This window comes from Actinoplanes sp. NPDC023714, from assembly GCF_040639855.1.
Classification (GTDB): Bacteria; Actinomycetota; Actinomycetes; order Mycobacteriales; family Micromonosporaceae; genus Actinoplanes.
Genome location: NZ_JBFAAR010000011.1, coordinates 293,440 through 312,998 on the forward strand (window position 1 = coordinate 293,440; position 19,559 = coordinate 312,998).

The window sequence follows — 19,559 nt, forward strand, 5'->3', positions numbered from 1 at the left end:
AAGGATGTAGTAATGCGGATCGTGGTCCTTACCGGGGGTATCGGCGGCGCCCGGTTCCTCCTCGGCGTGCGAGAGCACGCCCGCTCCATCGGCGCTGACGTGACCGCCGTCGTCAACGTCGGCGACGACGTACGCATGCACGGTCTTCAGATCTGTCCCGATCTGGACAGCGTCATGTACACGCTGGGCGGCGCGGCCGACCCCGAGCGTGGCTGGGGGCGGGTGGGCGAGACCTGGGTCGTCAAGGAGGAGCTGGCGAAGTACGGCGTCGAGCCGTCCTGGTTCGGCCTCGGCGACAAGGACACCGCCACCCACCTGGTGCGTACGACCATGCTGAACGCCGGATACCCGCTCTCCGCGGTGACGGCCGCCCTCTGCGAGCGCTGGCAGCCCGGCATCACCATGCTGCCGGCCACCGACGACCGGCTGGAGACCCACGTGGTGGCCGAGGTCGAGGGCGAGCGGAAGGCCATCCACTTCCAGGAGTGGTGGGTGCGGTACCGCGGCGACCTGCCGACGCACAACTTCGTCTTCCGGGGCGCCGAGTCGGCCAAGCCGGGCGCCGGGGTGCTGGACGCGCTGGCGCAGGCCGACGTCGTGCTCGTCGCGCCGAGCAACCCCGTGGTCAGCATCGCGCCGATTCTCGCCGTACCCGCCCTGAAAGAGGCCGTGGCGAACGGCCCGGCGCCGGTCGTCGGGGTGTCGCCGATCATCGGTGGCTCGCCGGTGCGCGGGATGGCGGACAAATGCCTCGACACGCTCGGCGTCGAGGTGAGCGCCGCCGGCGTCGGCCGGATGTACGGCCCGCGCGCCGAGGGTGGCCTGCTCGACGGCTGGCTCGTGGACACCTCCGACGAGGGCGCCCAGGTGCCCGGCGTGCGGACCCGGGCCGTGCCGCTCTGGATGACCGACGAGAAGGCCACCGCGCGGATGGTCGCCGACGCGCTGGAGCTGGCCCGATGAGCCTGGAGATCCTCCCGGTCACCGGCATCGGCGACGTCACGGCCGGCGACGACCTCGCCGAGCTGATCACGAAGGCCGCGCCCTGGATCGCCGACGGCGACGTCCTCGTGGTGACCAGCAAGATCGTGTCGAAGGCCGAGGGACGGCTCGTCGAGGTGCCGGCCGACGGCCCGGAGCGCGAGGAGGCCCGGCAGCGGGTGCTCGACGGCGAGACGGCCCGGGTGGTGGCCCGCCGTGGCCCCACCACGATCGTGCAGACCCACCACGGCTTCGTGATGGCGGCGGCCGGCATCGACGCCTCGAACGTCGACAAGACCCACCTGGTGCTGCTGCCGGCCGATCCGGACGCGTCGGCCCGCGCCTTGCGCGAGGACCTTGCCAAGCGCGGCCTCGACGTGGCGATCGTCATCTCCGACACCATGGGCCGGGCCTGGCGCAACGGACTCACCGACGTGGCGCTCGGCGCGGCGGGCATCGGGGCGCTGCGTGATCATCGGGGCGAATTCGATCCCTACGGCAACGAGCTGACCCTGACCCAGATGGCCGTGATCGACGAGTTGGCGGCGGCGGCCGAGCTGGTCAAGGGCAAATCGGACAAGGTGCCGGTCGCGGTCGTCCGGGGTCATTCCTGGTCCGGAGCCGGCGCGGGGGCCCGGGAACTCGTCCGGGACACCGAGAGCGACATGTTCAGTCTGGGCACTGCCGAGGCCCGCGCCCAGGGCCTGCGCGACGCCGCCCACCTCGACTCCTGGACCGCGCCCGGCATCGGGGAGAGCCGGGTCATCCGTCTCACCCCCGCCGGTCCCTCTCCGGCGGATCTCATGCGCTTGGGTGAAGAAGCCCATCGGGTACGGGTGATGCTCGCCGCCGAAGGCCGGAACAGCACCATTTCCTACGACGACGACGGGGTGACCATCGAGGTGACGGAATGAGCGAGCTCTACGAGGACACCGTCCGGGTGCTCACCGGCTGGGTCGCCACCTCGGAGGACGGCGAACTGGCCCGCAAACGCACCCTCGGCCTGCTCGCCGACGGCCCGGACGCGATGACCCGGGCGCACCGGGCCGGGCACGTCACGGCCAGCGCCCTGGTCGTCGACGACGCCGGGCGGGTGCTGCTCTGCCTGCACGGCCGGCTCGGCATGTGGATGCAGCTCGGCGGCCACTGCGAGGCCGGCGACACCACGCTCGCCGGCGCCGCGCTGCGCGAGGCCACCGAGGAGTCCGGCATCGCCGGGCTGGTCATCGACCCGGAGCCGATCGACATCGACGTCCACGAGGTGCGGTGCGGCGCCGCCGACGGCGCGCCGGCCGAGCCCTCGGTCCACTTCGACGTGCGGTTCCTGGTGCGGAGCCCGGCCGGCGCGACCGAGCAGATCAGCGAGGAATCGGCCGATCTGGCCTGGTTCGCGCCGGATGCGCTGCCGTCGCCGCTCGCGTCCGGGACGGTGCGCCAGATCGCTCCGGCGCTGGACCGCCTCTAGATGTAGCCGTGGTGGCCCAGCTCCTTGAGCTCGTCCACCAGGTGCTTGACCTCCTGCGCCCGCTCGCGGGGGCAGACCAGCACCGCGTCCGGGGTGTCCACGATGACCAGGTCGCGGACACCCATGGCGGCCACGAGCCGGCCCGAGGACGGCAGCACCACGAGGTTCTCGGTCTCGCGCAGCAGCACGGTGGGCCGCTCGGCCACGCCGTCCTGGCCGACCACGACGTTGCCGGCCGGGTCGGCGGTCAGCACCTCGCCGAGTGTGTGGAAGTCGCCGACGTCGTTCCAGCCGAAGTCGCCGGGGACCGTGCCGACCCGTCCGACGGCGGCCGCGCCCTCCATGACGGCGTAGTCCACCGAGATCCGCGGCAGCGTCGGCCAGACCTCGCCGAGCACCTCCTCACGGGCCGGGGTGTCCCAGGCCGAGGCGATCCGGCTGACGCCCGAGGCGAGCTGCGGCTGCTGCCGGGACAACTCGGCCAGGAAGACGTCGACCCGCCAGACGAACATGCCGGCGTTCCACAGGTAGTTGCCGGACTTCACGTAGCTCTCGGCCACGTCGTAGGACGGCTTCTCCTTGAACTCCTCGACGCGCAGCGCCGGGCCGTCGCCCGCCTCGCCGCCGCACTGGAGGTAGCCGTAGCCGGTCTCCGGGCGGGTCGGCGTGATGCCGAGCGTCATGAGCAGGCCCTGCCGCGCGCCCTCCATCGCCTTCCGGATCACCGAGGCGAACTCCCCGGTGTCGGTGATCAGGTGGTCGGACGCGAACGAGCCCATGATCGCTTCCGGGTCGCGGCGGGCGATGACCGCGGCGGCCAGGGCGATCGCCGCGCACGAGTCACGCGGCGACGGCTCGACCAGAACGTTCTCCTCCGGCACCGAGGCGAGCTGCCGGGAGACCGCCGCGGCGTGCGCCACGCCGGTCACCACAAACGTCCGATCGGGGGAGGCAAGGGTGTCCAACCGGTCCACCGTGGCCTGCAGCAAAGAGGCGGAGGTGCCGGTCAGAGGGTGCAGAAACTTGGGATGACCGGCGCGGGACAGTGGCCAGAGACGGGTTCCGGTGCCCCCTGCCAGAACCACGCCGTAGAGCACAGCCTGTTCGTCGTTCATGTGCGCCGAGTTTAGTGGACGATCAAGCCGCGACCCGAGTCCACGTTGTCACATGTACCTCCGCGGACGAGGCCCAGGTGAACTCCTTGGCCCGGTCGAACCCGGCCTTCGCGAGGGTCTGCCGGCGCTGCTCGTCGTGCAGGAGGTCGGCCAGGTCCTCGGCGATCCGCTCGGGCGCCTCGGTCGTGTAGGCCACCGCGTCGCCACCCACCTCGGGCAGCGAGAGCCGCGGCGTGGTGAGCACCGGGGTGCCGCAGGCCATCGCCTCGAGGATCGGCAACCCGAAACCTTCACCGAACGACGGGTAGCAGGCCACCAGCGAGCCACCGAGGAAGCCCGGCAGGTCGGCGTAGCGCAGGTAGCCGGGGCGCAGCAGGCGCAGGTGCGGCGGCACCTCGGCGACCGCCCGGTCGATGTCGTCGTCGTGGCCCTGGCCGCCCGCGATCACCAGCGCCGGCGGGTGCGGCCAGTCGGCCACCGCGCGGGCCCAGCCGCGGATCAGGTTCGGCACGTTCTTCCGCGGCTCCTTCGCGCCGAGGAACGCGACGTAGCCGGAGTCGCCGAGGCCGAGGCGGGCCCGGACGCGGGCCTTCTCCTCCTCGGTCGGCTTGTGGAAGGCCTGCTGGTCGACACCGTGGTAGGCCACGTCGATCCGGGTCGGGTCGGCGTCGAGGAGGCGGATCAGCTCGTCCCGGGTGGCCTTGCTCGGCACGATCACCCGGGCGGCCCGGCGCAGCGAGGTCTTGATGGCGCTGCGGAAGAAGGTCCGCTTCGTGTTGTCGTAGTGCTCCGGCTCGGTGAAGAACGTCGCGTCGTGCACGGTCACCGTGACCGGGCAGCCGGCCCGCAGCGGGCACGTGTAGAACGGCGAGTGCAGCACCTCGGCGCCGACCTGCTGGGCGAGCAGCGGCAGGCCGGTCTGCTCCCAGGCGAGCCGGGCCGGGCGGTGCACGATCGCGGCCGGCGCCGGGATGACCTCGGCGGCCGGGAGCATGCGGCGGTAGCGCTCCGCATCCGAGCGCTGGGCAACGACGGCGAGGTCCACACGACCTTCGCCGAGCTCTCCGAGAGCTCCGAGCAGACCGTCGACGTATCTGCCGACTCCGCCTCTGTCGGCGGGGACACTAGTGGCGTCGACCAGCACTCGCGGGGGGCGACCGGGGGTCACGAGGCATCTCCTTGGCGTCTCTGACGTTCGGGTGGCGTCACTGTCGAGGGTACGCCCGGAAGGCTTCGGGAAAGTGTCCGCGACACTGAGGGTTATTCGGGGCTCTATCGTGTGGGCGGTGACGAACACGATCCCGCAGGCGTTCGCGGCCGCCGTCCGGCGTGACCCGGCCGCTCCCCTGCTGACCTGGTACGACGACGCCACCGGAGACCGCACCGAGCTCTCCGGGGCGACCCTGGACAACTGGGTCTCGAAGACCGCGAATCTGCTGGTGGACGGCGTCGGCCTGGGCCACGGCGACACGGTCGCTCTGGTCCTCCCGCCGCACTGGCAGACCGCGGCCCTGCTGCTCGGCGTCTCGGCGGCCGGCCTCGCCGCCGACCTGGGCGAGGAACCGCAGCCCGTCGAGGCGGTCTTCACCACTCCGGACCTGGTCGAACGGGCCGCCGCCTGGTCCGGCCTGGACCGGTACGCCACCGGCCTGCTGCCGTTCGCCATGCCGCTGCGCACCCTGCCCGACGGCTACGCCGACTACGTCACCGAGGTCCGCAACTTCGGCGACTTCTACCGCGGCGCGCCGGTCGACGCCGCCGACCTGGCGCTCGCCGGCCCGTACGAGTCGAGCCACGCCGACGTGATCGAGGCGGCCGGCCTGCGCGCGGCCGAGCTCGGCATCGCCGCCGGCGACCGGGTGCTGATCGACACGGCGCTGCACCCGGACCCGGCCGACTGGCTGCTCGCGCCGCTGGTGGCGGGCGCGTCGGTGGTGCTCTGCGCCAACCTCGACGCCACCAAGGTGGAGTCCCGGATCGACGCCGAGAAGGTCAGCGTCTCGCTCGCCCGCTAGCCAGCTCCGCGAACGCGGTCAGGGACTCCGGGTTGGCGAGAGCGCCCTTGGCCGCCGCCGCATCCACGGGAGTGCCGGTGAGGATCCTCTTCACCGGCACCTCCAGCTTCTTGCCGGACAGGGTGCGGGGCAAAGCCCGTACCCGATAAGTGGCATCGGGAATGTGCCGCGGTGAAAGCGCGGCACGCAGCTCTCGCGCGATCCGGCCGCGGAGGTCGTCGTCCAGTTCGGTCCCCTCGGTGAGAACGACGAAGAGCAGCAGCTCGCCGTTCGGATCGCCGGCCCGGTCCAGATGCACGACCAGCGAGTCGACGACCTCGGGCAGGCTCTCCACCACCGAGTAGAACTCGGCGGTGCCCAGCCGCACCCCGCCCCGGTTCAGCGTGGCGTCCGACCGGCCGGTGATCACGCAGCTGCCGTCCGCCGCGATGGTGATCCAGTCGCCGTGCCGCCAGACGCCCGGGAACACGTCGAAGTAGGCCTCCCGGTAGCGCGAACCGTCGGCGTCACCCCAGAACCCGACCGGCATGCTCGGCATCGGCGCGGTGATCACGAGTTCGCCCAGCTCACCGACGACCGGCTTCCCGGCCGGGTCGAACGCCTCCACCCTCGCCCCGAGCATCCGCCCGGAGATCACCCCGGCGCGGACCGGCAGCAGCGGCGCGCCACCCACGAATCCGGTGCACACGTCGGTGCCGCCGGAGAGCGAGAGCAGCTGAAGCTCCGTCCCGACCGCCTCGTAGACCCAGGCGAACCCCTCCGGCGGCAGCGGCGCGCCGGTCGAGCCGATCCCCTTGAGCCGCTTGCGCGGGGTGAGCCCGGCCTTGCGGCAGGCCATCAGGAACGGCGCCGACGTGCCGAGGTACGTGATCCCGGCGGTGTCCACCAGATCCCACAGCGCGTTCAGGCCGGGCCAGCCGGGATTGCCGTCGAACAGCACGATGCTCGAGCCCACCGCCGGGCCGCTGACCAGGAAGTTCCACATCATCCAGCCGGTCGTGGTGAACCAGAAGAAGCGGTCCTCCGGGCCGAGGTCGTGGTGCAGCGCCAGCGTCTTCAGGTGTTCGAGCAGGATGCCGCCGTGGCCGTGGACGATGGGTTTCGGCAGGCCGGTCGTGCCCGAGCTGTAGAGGACGTAGAGCGGGTGGTCGAAAGGGACCGGTTCGAAGCTCAGGGGTTCGTCGCCGGTCAGTCGGTCCCAATCGCCCGCGGTGGGATCGAGATAGCCGATGGTGATCACGTGCTGGATGGAGGGAATGCTTCGCGAAATATCCGATATTTCGTCTTTTCTGCTGACGGGCTTGTCGCCGTAGCGGTAGCCGTCCGTCGCGACCAGGACCTTCGGCTCGATCTGGCTCCACCGGTCGATGACGCTGCGGGCGCCGAACTCGGGCGCACACGACGAGAAGATCGCGCCGAGACTCGCCGTCGCCAGCATCAGCACATAGGTCTCCGGGATGTTCGGCGCATAGGCGGCCACCCGATCGCCCCTGCCCACACCCCGGGCCTTCAGCCCGGCACGGACGCGGGAGACCTCATCGCGCAGCTGCCGGGCGGTCATTCGCACCGGGTCACGGCTCTGCGAGTACGCGTGGAGCACCGTGGCGTCGTCGTCCCGGCCGGGAATCCGCAGCACGTTCTCCGCGTAGTTGAGCGTCGCCCCCGGAAACCACTTCGCCCCCGGCATGACGGCCTCCGCCAGCGTCGCCGTCGGCGGATCGTGCGCCACCACGTCGAAGTAGTCCCAGATCGACTGCCAGAACCCGGCCAGGTCGGTGACCGACCAGTCCCAGAGGGCCGCATAGTCGGCGAAGACGAGCCCGTGCTCGCGCTCCAGCCAGCTCATGTAGCGGCCGATCCGGGACGTCTCCCGGATGCCGGCCGGCGGCTCCCACAACACTGTGTCCGTCGTCACCGTCATCGGCACACATTAACGCTCCGGGGGTTGGTGGAGGTCGCCCCCGACACACAGAGCCCTCACACACAGAGCCCGCCCTCCCAGGGGGATCCCCCGCTGGACAGTGTGGCCCGAAACGGCGATCTTCAGGCCGGCCCCTGTGGACGGCCTCCCGCTGTGGACAACCCCTACTCGTCGCCGCCCTCGTGCTCCGCCCGCGCCTTCTGGATCGCCGTCCGCCGGGCGAGACGGTGATCACGCCGGATCATCGCCTCCTGGAACCGGCGCCGATCCTCACCGTCCCCGGGGATCACCGGCGGCACCCGCCGCGGACGTCCGGCCACATCGATGCCGACGAACACGAGGTACGCGGTCGCCACCGGGATCGGCTCGGCGTCGGCGGTGTCCCAGCGTTCGGCGGTGACCCGTACCCCGACCTCCATCGACGTCGAGCCCGCCCAGTTGACCTGCGCGTACGCATGCACCAGGTCACCGACCCGCACCGGCTCCAGGAAGACGATCTCGTCGATCGCGGCGGTGACGGCGGTGCCTCCGCTGTGCCGGGCCGCGCTGGCGCCGGCCACGTCGTCGACGAACTTCATCAGCACTCCGCCGTGCACCGTGCCGTACAGGTTGACGTCGACCGCACTCATGATCCGGCTGAGCGTCACCCGTGAGCGCGCCGTGGGGCGTCCTTGTTCCATATCCGTACGTTACGACGGCATTCGCGACCGCTTGCCACGCCGGGGTAGCGTGCCGGATCATGCGTCACCTCAGGTCGATTCTCTATGCACTCGTGCTGGCCCCGTCCATCTGGATCCTGGCCGCCGTCGGTTTCACCCACGACCTGACCAGTCGCGGCCGCGAGTTCTTCGCCGAGGAGTCGATCGCAGGTCTTCTGCTTCTCGTCTTCTCCGGGATTCTGTACGCCATCCTCACGTTCGCGCCGGTCTCTCCCGCCGGTCCCGTTCTCGCGGGCGTGGCCTTCCTCGGCGTCACCATCTGGGCGTGGACTTCACCTGAGGCGTACGCCGGGCTCTGGGCCCCGGAGATCTCCAAGGACGGCTTCGACCTGAGCCGTCCCGGATATGGTCTGGCTGCCCTTTTGGCGATTCCGCTCATCGGTACGGCGTTGAGCGCCCGCCGCTGGGCCCGCTACGAGCCCCCGGTCCTCCCGATCATCGGCGAGATCGGTCGTTTCCGCGGCAAGGCCACGGTGGCCGGAGCGGCCCCGCTGTCGATCGCCGAAACCACGGTCATCCGCCCGGGCCGCCCGATCGGCACCCCGGCCCCCGCCGGCGAGGACCACACGATCGCCATCACCACCCCGGACCGCCCGGCGACCACACCCGGCGCCGACCGCACCGTGGCCGTCCCGGGCGGCGATCGCACCGTGTCGTTCCCGACCAACGACCGGACCGTGACCTTCCCGACCAACGACCGAACCGTGGCCGTCCCGACGAACGACCAGACGGTGGCCGTCCCCACGAACGACCGAACCGTGGCCGTCCCCACGAACGACGCAACGGTCGCGATCAGCGGTTCGACCGGTCCCGCCGCCCCCAAGCCGTCGGTGTCCGCCCCGCGCGAGGACACCACGATGCTCTTCCCGGCCGCGACCGGCGACACCGAACCCGCGCCGAAGCCCGAGCAGCCCGCGGCCGAGCCGGCACAGCAACAGACTGCAGCCGAGCCGGCACAGCAACAGGCTGCGGCCGAGCCGGAGCAAGCGCAGCCCGCAAAGCCGGAACAAGCCGCGCAGCCCGACTCCAGCACCAAGCCGTCCCAGGGCAAACCCGCCGACGACGAGGAGACCCACCGTCTCTCCCGTACCGAGGTGACCCCGGCGAAGACCGCCGAAGCACCGACCGCCCTGATCCCGGCCCAGCGTTCCGCCCCCGCCGCGGAGTCCTGAGACCGGCCGCGGCCGGCAAGGGATCAGACGGACTCGACCCGGCGGGCGAAGACGGCCGCCGCCGCGGCGCCCACGCACAGCACCGAGCAGAGCAGCCACACCACGACGTAGGCGCTCTCCGCGGGCGTGGTCCCGCTCCCCCGCACCACGGCGGCCAGGATCGCGGCGACGACGGCCCCGGCCACCGCCCCGCCGAGCGTCTTCACGTTGTTGTAGAGCGCCGTCGTGATGCCGGTACGGGACGGGTCGGCCGTCTCCGCGATCACCGTGGGCATGGCTCCGAGCGCCACCCCGGCGGCCAGTCCGACCGGGAGCTTGAAGAGCAGCAGTTGCCACACCGCGTCGTGGAAGAGCGCCTGCCCGAGGAAGGTCGCCGCGATCACCAGGAACGCCGCGATCAGGGTGGGGCGGTAGCCGAAGCGCCCGGCGATCACCGCGGTGAGCGTCGAGCCGACCACCGCCATGACCGCGGCCGGCAAGGCGACCAGGGAGATCTGCAGGGCGGTGAAGCCGAAACCGTATCCGGCCGAGGCCCGGTCGGCGGCCAGGAACGTCGAGTCCGGGGCCTGACTGCCGAAGTAGACGATGCCGAAGACGAACGAGCAGAGGAAGAACGGCGCGACGTGCCGGCCGGCCAGGGCCCGCAGGTCGACCAGGGGTTCGGCGGTGCGCAGTTCGAGGAGGATCCAGCCGGCGAATCCGAGCAGGCCGGCCAGCACGAGCGCGGCGCCGAGGCCGGCGGCGGAGCTGAGCAGCGAGATGCCGCCGAGCAGCGCCACCATCGAGACGCTGAGCAGCGCGACGCCGGGCAGGTCGAGCCGTCCGGTGGCGAGCCGGGCGGTCTCCGGCACCGCGAGGAACGACACCGGCACGCAGATCACCGCGAGGACCGCCGGGATCAGCAGGGTGAGCCGGGCGTCGCCGATGACCTGGTGCAGGCCGGCCGTGATGACGCCGCCGAGCAGGCCGCCCAGGGTGAGCGCGCCGACGAGCCGGGCGATGGCGCGCCGGGCCAGTTCGACCGGCAGGCGGTCGCGGACCAGCGCGATCTCGAGGGGCAGCAGCGCGGCGAGCGGGCCCAGCAGGGCCCGGCCGGCCAGCAGGACCGGCAGGTTGGGGGCGATCACGACGAGGACGCTGCCGGCGGCCACGCAGGCGAGGGCGATGCGCAGCATGCGGCGGTGGCCGTACAGGTCGCCGAGCCGGCCGAACGCGGGGACCGAGACGGCCGCGGTGAGCAGCTGCACCGAGATGACCCAGTTCAGGTTCGCGTCGGAGATGTTCATCTCGGCGCCGAGGTCGGGCAGCAGCGGCGCGACGCCGCCCTGAATGAATCCGCTGGTGATCTCGAAGAGGACCAGCAGCCCGACGACGGCGGAGACCTTCTGCTTGTCGAGGACGGCGGCGGTCATCGGGTGAGCCGGGCGAGGGCCAGGGAGGCGAGCGCCACGGCGGCCTCCGGGACGGCGCGGTCGTCGAACACGGCCTGCGGCGCGTGGTTCATCGGCGCGGTGGCGGGGTCGGTGCCGGGTGGCACGGCGCCGAGCATCAGGTACGCGCCGGGCACCTCGTCCAGCACGAAGGAGAAGTCCTCCGACCCGGCGAGCGGCCGCGGCGCCAGAAGTGCCCGCTGCTCGCCGAAGACCTGCTGCATGGTCCGGTAGGCGAAGTCCGACTCGGCCGCGTCGTTCACGGTCACCGGATAGTTCTCCTCATAATCGAGATCCACCTGTACGCCGTGGGCTTCGGCGATCCCCTTCACCACCCGCTCGACCCCGGCCCGGATGACCTGGTGGGTGGCGGCCGAGAAGGTCCGCACGGTCGCCTGGAACGTGCCGCTCTCCGGGATCACGTTGGACGCCGAGCCGGCGTGGATCGAGCCGACGGTCAGCACGGCCGGGTCCCATGCGTCGGCCGTCCGGGTCACCATCGTCTGCAGGGCCGTGACCATCTCGCAGAGCGCCGGTACCGGGTCGACGGCGAGGTGCGGCGACGACCCGTGGCCACCCCGGCCGGTGACGGTCACGGTGACCGAGTCGGAGGCGGCCAGGACCGTGCCGGGCCGGGTCGCGATCAGGCCGAGCGGCAGCGCCGTGGCGGCCACGTGCAGGGCGTACGCGGCGACGACCCGCGAGCCGGCCGCGTCGAGCACCCCCTCCTCGATCATGATTTTGGCGCCGCGCTGCCCCTCCTCGCCGGGCTGGAACATGAAGACCACGTCGCCGCCGAGCTCCTCGCGCCGGGACGCGAGCAGGTGGGCCGCGCCGACCAGGCCGGCCGTGTGGATGTCGTGCCCGCACGCGTGCATCACGCCGGCGATCTCCGAGGCGTACCCGACCCCGCTCTCCTCCTGGACCGGGAGCGCGTCCATGTCGCCCCGCAGCAGCACCGCCGGACCGGGCCGGCCGCCGCGCAGCACGGCCGTGACCGAGGTCAGCGACTTGCCCGTGGTGATCTCCAGGGGCAGGCCGTCCAGCGCTGCGAGGACCTTCGCCTGGGTCAGCGGGAGGTCGAGGCCGAGTTCGGGTTCGCGGTGCAGCGCCCGGCGCAGCGCGATCAGACGCTCGGCGTAGGGAACGGCGTGGGAGGAGGTGAACATGGCGGTATGGTCACCAGAATGAACGCCGTGGCGGAGGAATTGCAGAGATCCGCCGGTCATGCCCGCTGAGACGCCGGAAACGCTCACGCTCGACGACCTGGACTATCAACTCCTGACCGCCCTGCAACTCGCGCCCCGCGCCGACTGGCAGCGGATCGGCGCGGCGCTCGGGGTGGACGGGTCGACCGCGGCCCGGCGGTGGAACCGGCTCTTCCAGACCGGGCACGCGTGGATCAGCTGCCTGCCGGCCCAGCTCGCGCTCCCCTCGGTGGTGCTCGCCGTCATCGAGGTCGACTGCGTGGCAGGGCGCCTGCCCGAGGTGGCGGCCGGCCTCGCCGACGACGTCAACATCGTCACCCTGGAGCATGTGACCGGCGCCCGGGACCTGCTGATCCAGGCCGCGTTCGCCGACCACGTGCAGCTCGGCCGCTATCTGAGCCTGCGGCTCGGCACGCTGCCCGGGGTGGCCGCGTCCCGCACCCAGATCGCGGTGACCGTGCACATCGAGGGCAGCCGGTGGCGGCTCGACCGGCTCAGCGAGCAGGCCCGGCGGTCACTCACCCGGAATCGCCCTGAAAAGCCCACGTCCAGCCACATATTCAGCGACGAGGACGTCCGGCTCATCCAGGTGCTCAGCGAGGACCCCCGGCAGCCGGCCGTACGGATCGCCGAGCGGACCGGCCTGAGCCCGACGACGGTCCGGCGGCGGCTCGACCGGCTCGACGCGGAACGGTCGATCGCCTACCGGTGCGAGGTGGCCCGGTACGTGTCCGGGTACCCGATCTCGGTGTCGCTCTGGTGCACGCTGCCGCCGGGCGACACCGGCCGGGTGGTGAGCAGGCTGAGCGGGATGCGGGAGACCCGGTTCTGCGCGACCCTGTCCGGCTCGGCGAACCTGATCCTGGTGGTCTGGCTCCGGTCGGTGCAGGAGGTGGCGGCGTTCGAGGCGCGGCTCAGCGTCCAGGTCCCGGAGTTGACGATCACCGACCGGGCGGTGGCCCTCTGGGTGCTGAAGCTGGGCGGCCATCTGCTCGACCCGCTCGGGCGCAATCTGAGGACCGTACCCCTGGGGTTCTGGAATGATCCTGAATCCGACGCTGCCGAAGGCGAACTTTTGGCTCGCCTCCGGCAGGCGGGACGACTGACCGCCCCTACACAGTCAGTCGCAGGTAGTCCAGATTGAACCCACCGGTCTCACAGTAAACCGTCAGACGCTGTGCGCCAGCCGTTAAACGGACCGGAACGGACACCGGAACGAAGGTTCCCCACCCCCCGGAGTCCGGGACGGTGACCGTGGCCAGGACCGTCCCGGCCGCGTCCCGGACCGTGATCGCGTCCGGCACCGCGGCGCCGAGACCGGTCGCCACCCCGAGCTCCAGCGCGTAGGAGCCACCGGCCGCCGGGTCGAAGTCGTAGGCCAGCCAGTTGCCGGCCGCGGTCCATCCGACGTTGCGGCCGCCGCTCGCCGACGGGTTGCTCTCGACGAAGTTCGCGCCGCCCTCGGTCCAGCCGTGCTGCGCCACGTAGGCCTCGGCCTCCACCGTCGCGCCGGGTGGGGCCCCGTGCGGCCGGACGGTCACCGCCACGGTCGTCTCGTCGTACCGATGGCCGTCGGTGACCGCGACCCGGAAACGGACCTCGCCCACCGCCGCCGGGGTCATCGTGATCAGGCCGGTGTCGGCGTCCAGCAGGACGCCGGCCGGCAGATCGGTGGCGTAGAACGAGAGCGCGTCGCGATCACTGTCGGTCGCACGCAGCGGGATGCGCACCGTCGAGTACTGGTCGGCGACGACGCCGGGGACCGCGGCCAGGTGCGGCGCGCGGTTGTGCCGCGAGGGACGCTGATCGTCGGTCCATCGATAGGTGGCGTACGAGGAAGCCGGCACCGTGGCGACGAACGACCGGGGACCGAGCTTCACCCGTACCGATGTGGTCCTCGAATTGGAATTGCCGATGATCGCCACATAGCCGTCGCCGTCCCGGAAGACGACGTTGCCGACCCCGCCGGCGGAGGCGCTCGACTGGACGCGCACGTGATCCGGGCCGAGGTATCGCGCGAACTGGCCGAGCTGGTAGAGCTCGTCGCGCACGGTGAAGGTCTTCGCCGTGGTGTCGACCTCGACGAGGCGGTCCGGCCACTTCGTGGTGCGGCCGACCTCCTCCCAGTCGACATCGTTGTCCCGTCTGTCGGTCCAGTGCAGCGTGCCGCCGTCCTGGTCGGTCGTCTGCGCCCAGAGGATGTACGAGCTCGCGTCGAGCCGGAGGTCACCGAGCACCGTCGCCGGCGACAGATCGCTGGTCTCGGTGAGGTGCACCGGCTTGCCGAACTCCTCGTAGGCGTCCCGCATCACCGCCGGATCACCCCAGTACGGGTGGAACGCGATCCCGTCGGCCGCACGCCGCGCCGCCGGGTCGTCGAAGATCCGGTGGTAGTTCTTGGTGGCCGTGCTGTTCGGGTCGCGCCAGTCCCAGAAGTTGAAGTCGTGCACGTAGAGATCGGTGCGGAGGCCCGCCCGGCGCAGCTCGCGCTTGATCGCCGCGGACAACCTGATCTGCTGGTCCACGCTGATGTCCATCGCGGGATACACGACGTCCATGCCCGGCTCGTTCAGCAGCGTCAGCGCGTCCACGTCGATGCCGAGCCGCCGGTACGCCTGGACGTACTTGACGTAGTACCGGGCGAAGACGTCGACGCAGTCGTCCCGCAGCTTCCCGACCTGGTAGAACTCGGTGGTGCTGCCCGGCTTGAGCGCCACCTCGCCGGTGAACCTCCGGTTCGTCTTCATCCAGGCCGGCGCGCTCCACGCCGACGCCAGGAACGTCGCCCGCGGGTTGTACTTCTGGATCAGCTTGATCGTGTCGACGATGTGCAGGTCGATGTCGCGCTGGATGGAGAACCGTTTCAGGTCCCAGTCCTCCTCGGCGCCCTCCGAGTAGGACCAGAACGGCAGGTGCTCGATCAGGTCGGGGCTGCCGATGGTGAGCCGGAAGCGGTCGAGGCCGGCCCCGGTGCGCGGATCGACCAGCAGGCGGATCGCGCGTTCCCGCTCGGCCGGGGTGAGCTTCCACAGGTTGGAGACGCTCGTCTCGTCGATCGAGAATCCGATGCCGGTGTAGTTCTGGCGGGTCCGGCTCGGGTCGATCACGACGGTCGCCTCAGCCGCTTTTTCAGATTTATCCATTTTTGTCGTACGAAGGGTCTGCCACTGCGCCCCACCACCCGAGAACGTCCCGGTCACCGTGGTCGCCGCGGATGCGGGGATCCCGCCCAGCGAGGCGGCCACGACCGCGCCGGCCAGCAACAACTTGATCAATTGAGCACCCACTTCTGGTTGGCGCCCGTCGTGCACGTCCAGATCTGCAGGCGGGTCCCGTCGGCCGCGCTGTTGCCGGTCACATCCAGGCATTTGCCGGAGTAGCCGTTGACCAGCCGCTGCGCCGCGCTGTCGTAGGTCCACTTCTGCGAGCTGCCGGCATGACAGTCCCAGAGATGCGCCACGGTCCCGTCGGCAGTGCTCGGACCGCTGATGTCGAGGCACTTGCCGAGCGACCGCAGGGTGCCGTCGGACGCCCGGGTCCACTGCTGCGCGGTCGTCCCGTTACAGGTGTAGAGCTGGATCGCGGTCCCGTTGGCGCTCGACGCGCCCGCCACGTCGGCGCACTTCCCGGCCAGGCCGGTGATCGTCCCGGACGGCTGCGGCGCGGCCGTCCCGGACCAGGTGAACGTCGCCGTCGTGCGCGCCGGCAGCGTGTAGACGAAGGACTGCCCGGCCCAGTTGACCCGCACCGACTGCGCCGACGTGCCGCCGTTGTGCGCGATCAGCGCCTTCGAGCCGTCCGGGTTGCGCCAGGCCACGTTCTGCACGGCCGTGTTGTTCGAGTCGATCCGGACCGCGCCCGGCTTCACGAACTTGGTGAGGTGCCCGGTCGTGTAGTACTCGACGGTGTAGTCGACCTGCCCGGCCCGGCTGCCGCCCTCCTGCACGGTGATCAGCCCGGTGCAGGTGCCGCAGCCGCCGTTGTGCGGTCCCATGTTCTGGTTCAGCGCGAGGCTCCACTTCACCAGGCTGCTGCTCCAGTTCCGGGCGTAGTTGACGATGTCGGCGAGGTCCTCGTTGTGCTGGTTGGTGATCCAGGTGCCGCCGGAGTGCTCGGTGCTGAACTGCCTCACCGACGGGTACGCGTCGTGCACCTGCGACCCGACCACCGGGTCACCGAAGTACCCGTGCCACGCGATGCCGCCGAAGAGCGGGTCGTTGCGGACGCCGGCGTCGCCGAGGATGGCCGCCCCGAAGTTCGCGTAGTCGCCGTAGTTCCAGTCGTGGACCAGCACCTTCGTGGTGATCCCGGCCGCCCGGAACGCCGGGTAGACGTGGTTCTTCGTGAACTCCACCAGGCCGGACGGGTTCCAGCTCATACCCGGGTAGTCCATCGCCGTCGGGTTGGCGGCCTGGCAGCAGTTCGGCTCGTTCTGCACCGAGATGTAGTTCACCGGCACGCCCGCGGCCTGGTAGCTCTGGATGTACTTGACCAGGTACTGGGCGTACGTGGGGTAGTGCTCCCACTTGAGCCAGCCCATCTGGTCCATCCGGCCGTTGTCCTTCATCCAGCCGGGCGCGCTCCACGGGACGCCCTTCACGCGCAGCGCCGGGTTGAGCTGCCGGGCCTGCTGGGTGAGCAGGCGGACGTTCGTGTCGTACCCGTTGCCGCCGAAGTCGTTCAGGTCGCAGCAGGTGTCGTCGAGCGAGACGTTGCCGGGCCGGGACAGGTCGGAGGCGCCGATCGGGTTGCGGACGAACGACAGCCCGATCCCGGCGGACGGGCTGAACAGCTTCGTCATCACGGCGTCGCGGGTGGCCGCGCTGATCGGGCCACCGCGCAGCAGATGGGCGGTGGTGTCGGTGATCGACGCGCCACCGCCCTCGAAGGTCTGGTAGGTGACGCCCTCGTTCACGTTGATCGTCTGGTTCGCGGTGCCGCCGGCCGGCCCGAACGCGATCGGGGCCTGCTGCTGGAGGCCGCGCGTGACGGTCCGGCCGCCGCTGTCCGAGGTGGTGGTGAGGTAGACGTCGACGGTCTCGCCGGCGGCGAGCGCGGGGGATGCGGGGGACGCGAGGAAGGCGGTGACGGCCAGCAGGCCGCCGGCCGTCGCTGCGAGGAACGACCTCATGGGGGACTCCCTGCTACTTCGACATGTAACAGGAAGGAAACCTTCGTCAATCCAGCCGGGTCAATGAGTTCGGGTCCGCGATTGCGGTGTTCCGGTTCCGGAACCGTGAAACACGTCAGTCGAGCCGCGGATCACGAGCTGGGTGGCGAGCTCCACGTGCAGCGCCTCGAGCCGGTGTCCGCCGAGCATCCGCAGCAGCAGGTTGACAGCCATCCGGCCCATCTCCCCGAGCGGCTGCCGGACCGTGGTCAGCATCGGCCGGCACGCCTCGGCCAGCTCGCTGTCGTCGAAGCCGGCCACCGACAGGTCCTCGGGCACCCGCAGCCCCCGCTCGGCGGCCGCCCGCAGCGCGCCGACCGCCATCTTGTCGTTGAACGCCACCAGCGCCGACGGCCGGTCCGGCAGGTCCAGCAGCTCGGCGGCGGCCCGGTGGCCCAGCTCGGTGGTCGGCTCGGCCACGAACCGGGTCAGCTCGGGCGCCTGCAGCACCCCCGCGTCGGCGAGCGGCGACAGGTAGCCGGCGAACCGGTTCTCACCGGCCAGCCACTCCCGCGGCCCGCCGATGATGCCGATCCGGCGGTGACCGAGCTCGATCAGGTGGGTGGTGAGCATCCGGGCGCCCGCGAAGTGCGCGGCGGAGACCGCGGCGATGTTGCGCGGCGGCGGCGTACGCGGGTCGACCACCACGAACGGGAAACCCCGGTCCCGGAGCCGGACCAGCTCGGCGCCGGGCTCCGGCGGCAGGATGAGGATCGCGCCGGCCACGTCGCGGCGGCCGGTGAGCTCGCCGAGCACCCGGTCGCGCTGCGCCGACACCCCGGCGTTGAGGATCACCTGGAGGCCGTGCGGCTCGAGCGCCTCGGTCAGCGCCGACACGATCAGTCCGAAGTAGTCGGTCAGCACGTACGGGCAGCGCACGAAGATCCCGGTGGCCCGGTCGCCGCGCCGGCGAGGCGCCTGCCGGCCGAGACCGCCCATGGCGCTGAGCACCTTGTCGCGGGTGTGCGGCGCCACGTTCGCCCGGCCGTTCAGCACCCGGGAGACCGTCGCGATCGACAGGCCGGTCTGCGCGGCCACGTCCCGGACGGTGACGCGTCGCGGCGGTGTTTCATCCCCCTGTTTCATCGCTCGGATGATAGACGCTGATACCTCGGTACTAGGGGGCATCTGGCTCCGCGGACGGACGTGCGGCTCCTCATCGCGTTCCTACCTTGCCGGTCATGAATCGACTGTGGATCGTCCCGATGCTGCTGCTGGCCGCCCCGGCGCTCTGGCTCTTCGCCCCGGCGGTGGCCACCCCGGCGCTGCCCGACCTCGGCTATCGGGCGGACTACGACCCCCGATATCCCGGCCGGCAGATCCTCGCCGACGAACCGGACGGCGACGGCCGGATCGTCGAGGTCATCGGTGACCTCGGCGCCGCCCGCCGCATCGCGATCCTGATCCCCGGCGTCGCCACCACCCGTTCCAACTTCGACACCGGCCTCGGCGGCGTCGTCCGTCGCGCACCCGCCTGGCAGGCGCGCCGCCTGCACGACGAGATCATCGCGGGAGATCCGGGCGCGCCGGTCGCGGTGATCGCGTGGCTGGGCTACGACACCCCCGAGGGCGTACGACGGGAAGCCCTGCGCGAGGACCGTGCCGCCGCGGGAGCGATCGCCCTCGAACGGTTCGTCGAGGGCCTGGTCCGCGACCGGCCGGACCGGGAGATCACGCTGATCGGCCACAGCTACGGCTCGATCGTGGCCGCCCGCGCCGCCCACGACCTCCCCGCCCAGGTCACCGACATCGTCGCGATCGGCAGCCCCGGCATGGGCGTCCCGGACCGTTCCGCGCTGCGCACACCCGCCCGGATCTGGGCCGGAAGCGCCCCCGACGACTGGACCCGCCGCATCCCCGGAGTCCGCATCCTCGGCGTCGGTCACGGCCGCCTCCCGGCCGACCCGGACTTCGGCGCGACCCCACTCCCCTGCGCCGACGTGCAAGGACACGACGGCTACTTCGTACCCGGAACGTCGTCGCTCGCCGCCATGGCCGCCATAACCCGATTCGGAGCCCTCACTCCCACGGATGCCGAAGCCCAAAGCACCAAGCCGTCCCACTAACCACCCGCCGCCACCGTCCCCGCTGGCCCCCGCCGTCCCTGCCAGCCCTCCGCCGTCCCTGCCAGCCCCCGCCGTCCCCGCCAGCCCTCCGCGTCCCTGCCAGCTCTCGATCTTGTGAAAGCCCGCAGCAACGGCCCTGCGCAACTCCACAAGATCTGTGAGGTTTGGTGTCAAGCGGTGGCTTCGAGGATGCGCCAGATTCGGCGGGTTATGTAGCGTTTGAGACTGCGGGTGACCTCGCGTGGGGTGCGGCCTTCGGCGGTGCGGCGGGCGATGTAGTCCTTGGTGGGTTGGTGG

16 protein-coding genes are annotated in these 19,559 nt (G+C 71.3%); 7 read left to right on the top strand and 9 right to left on the bottom strand.

The window, feature by feature from the left end; translation table 11 throughout:
* Positions 1-12 precede the first annotated feature (12 nt).
* The 3 genes from cofD to AB0G10_RS36730 are packed head-to-tail and all read left to right on the top strand — an operon-like array spanning position 13 to position 2,446.
* The gene (gene cofD / locus AB0G10_RS36720; protein ID WP_360932716.1) at positions 13-963 is read left to right on the top strand and encodes a 2-phospho-L-lactate transferase; all 951 of its coding nucleotides are present in this window, start codon (positions 13-15) and stop codon (positions 961-963) included.
* Positions 960-1,895 (top strand): coenzyme F420-0:L-glutamate ligase, encoded by a 936-nt coding sequence (locus AB0G10_RS36725; RefSeq protein WP_360932719.1) that lies wholly within the window; start codon positions 960-962, stop codon positions 1,893-1,895. Before cofD ends, AB0G10_RS36725 begins: the two co-directional genes overlap by 4 nt.
* A complete protein-coding gene (locus AB0G10_RS36730) occupies positions 1,892-2,446 on the top strand; it encodes an NUDIX hydrolase (RefSeq protein ID WP_360932722.1) in 555 nt (184 codons plus the stop codon). The genes AB0G10_RS36725 and AB0G10_RS36730 overlap by 4 nt, the downstream gene beginning before the upstream one ends.
* Here AB0G10_RS36730 and AB0G10_RS36735 read toward each other — a convergent pair.
* Both AB0G10_RS36735 and AB0G10_RS36740 read right to left on the bottom strand, forming a co-directional pair.
* Positions 2,443-3,543, bottom strand: a complete 1,101-nt coding sequence (locus AB0G10_RS36735; protein WP_360932809.1) for a sugar phosphate nucleotidyltransferase — start codon at positions 3,541-3,543, stop codon at positions 2,443-2,445. The genes AB0G10_RS36730 and AB0G10_RS36735 overlap by 4 nt on opposite strands.
* Positions 3,544-3,583: 40 nt before the next feature.
* A complete protein-coding gene (locus AB0G10_RS36740; RefSeq protein WP_360932725.1) occupies positions 3,584-4,729 on the bottom strand; it encodes a glycosyltransferase family 1 protein in 1,146 nt (381 codons plus the stop codon).
* 118 nt (positions 4,730-4,847) lie between these two features.
* Between AB0G10_RS36740 and AB0G10_RS36745 the strand changes: the two genes are divergently transcribed.
* The gene (locus tag AB0G10_RS36745) at positions 4,848-5,576 is read left to right on the top strand and encodes a TIGR03089 family protein (protein ID WP_360932728.1); all 729 of its coding nucleotides are present in this window, start codon (positions 4,848-4,850) and stop codon (positions 5,574-5,576) included.
* On the opposite strand, the gene AB0G10_RS36750 is transcribed toward AB0G10_RS36745, so the two are convergent.
* Together AB0G10_RS36750 and AB0G10_RS36755 are read right to left on the bottom strand one after the other, a co-directional pair.
* A complete protein-coding gene (locus tag AB0G10_RS36750; RefSeq protein WP_360932731.1) occupies positions 5,554-7,497 on the bottom strand; it encodes an acetoacetate--CoA ligase in 1,944 nt (647 codons plus the stop codon). The genes AB0G10_RS36745 and AB0G10_RS36750 overlap by 23 nt on opposite strands.
* 164 nt (positions 7,498-7,661) lie before the next feature.
* A complete protein-coding gene (locus tag AB0G10_RS36755; RefSeq protein ID WP_360932734.1) occupies positions 7,662-8,177 on the bottom strand; it encodes an acyl-CoA thioesterase in 516 nt (171 codons plus the stop codon).
* A gap of 59 nt (positions 8,178-8,236) precedes the next feature.
* Between AB0G10_RS36755 and AB0G10_RS36760 the strand changes: the two genes are divergently transcribed.
* Entirely contained in the window at positions 8,237-9,388 is a 1,152-nt protein-coding gene (locus AB0G10_RS36760) for a hypothetical protein (protein WP_360932737.1), read from the top strand.
* A gap of 23 nt (positions 9,389-9,411) precedes the next feature.
* Here AB0G10_RS36760 and AB0G10_RS36765 read toward each other — a convergent pair whose 3' ends face one another.
* Positions 9,412-10,800, bottom strand: coding sequence for an MFS transporter (locus AB0G10_RS36765; protein WP_360932740.1), 1,389 nt, complete (start codon positions 10,798-10,800; stop codon positions 9,412-9,414).
* A complete protein-coding gene (locus AB0G10_RS36770; protein ID WP_360932743.1) occupies positions 10,797-11,987 on the bottom strand; it encodes a M20 family metallopeptidase in 1,191 nt (396 codons plus the stop codon). Before AB0G10_RS36770 ends, AB0G10_RS36765 begins: the two co-directional genes overlap by 4 nt.
* Before the next feature lie 58 nt (positions 11,988-12,045).
* On the opposite strand from AB0G10_RS36770, the gene AB0G10_RS36775 reads away from it, so the two are divergent.
* Positions 12,046-13,170 (top strand): Lrp/AsnC family transcriptional regulator, encoded by a 1,125-nt coding sequence (locus AB0G10_RS36775; protein ID WP_360932750.1) that lies wholly within the window; start codon positions 12,046-12,048, stop codon positions 13,168-13,170.
* Here AB0G10_RS36775 and AB0G10_RS36780 read toward each other — a convergent pair.
* The 3 genes from AB0G10_RS36780 to AB0G10_RS36790 are packed head-to-tail and all read right to left on the bottom strand — an operon-like array spanning position 13,139 to position 18,282.
* Positions 13,139-15,301, bottom strand: a complete 2,163-nt coding sequence (locus AB0G10_RS36780; protein ID WP_360932753.1) for a carbohydrate-binding protein — start codon at positions 15,299-15,301, stop codon at positions 13,139-13,141. The two genes, AB0G10_RS36775 and AB0G10_RS36780, sit on opposite strands and share 32 nt — an antisense overlap.
* Positions 15,298-17,157 (bottom strand): ricin-type beta-trefoil lectin domain protein, encoded by a 1,860-nt coding sequence (locus tag AB0G10_RS36785; protein WP_360932756.1) that lies wholly within the window; start codon positions 17,155-17,157, stop codon positions 15,298-15,300. The genes AB0G10_RS36780 and AB0G10_RS36785 overlap by 4 nt, the downstream gene beginning before the upstream one ends.
* Positions 17,158-17,217: 60 nt before the next feature.
* Complete coding sequence (locus tag AB0G10_RS36790; RefSeq protein ID WP_360932759.1) at positions 17,218-18,282, bottom strand: LacI family DNA-binding transcriptional regulator; 1,065 nt, start codon at positions 18,280-18,282, stop codon at positions 17,218-17,220.
* Positions 18,283-18,377: 95 nt separating this feature from the next.
* Here AB0G10_RS36790 and AB0G10_RS36795 point away from each other — a divergent pair, with 95 nt between their 5' ends.
* The gene (locus AB0G10_RS36795) at positions 18,378-19,262 is read left to right on the top strand and encodes an alpha/beta hydrolase (protein ID WP_360932763.1); all 885 of its coding nucleotides are present in this window, start codon (positions 18,378-18,380) and stop codon (positions 19,260-19,262) included.
* The last annotated feature ends 297 nt before the right edge of the window (positions 19,263-19,559 follow it).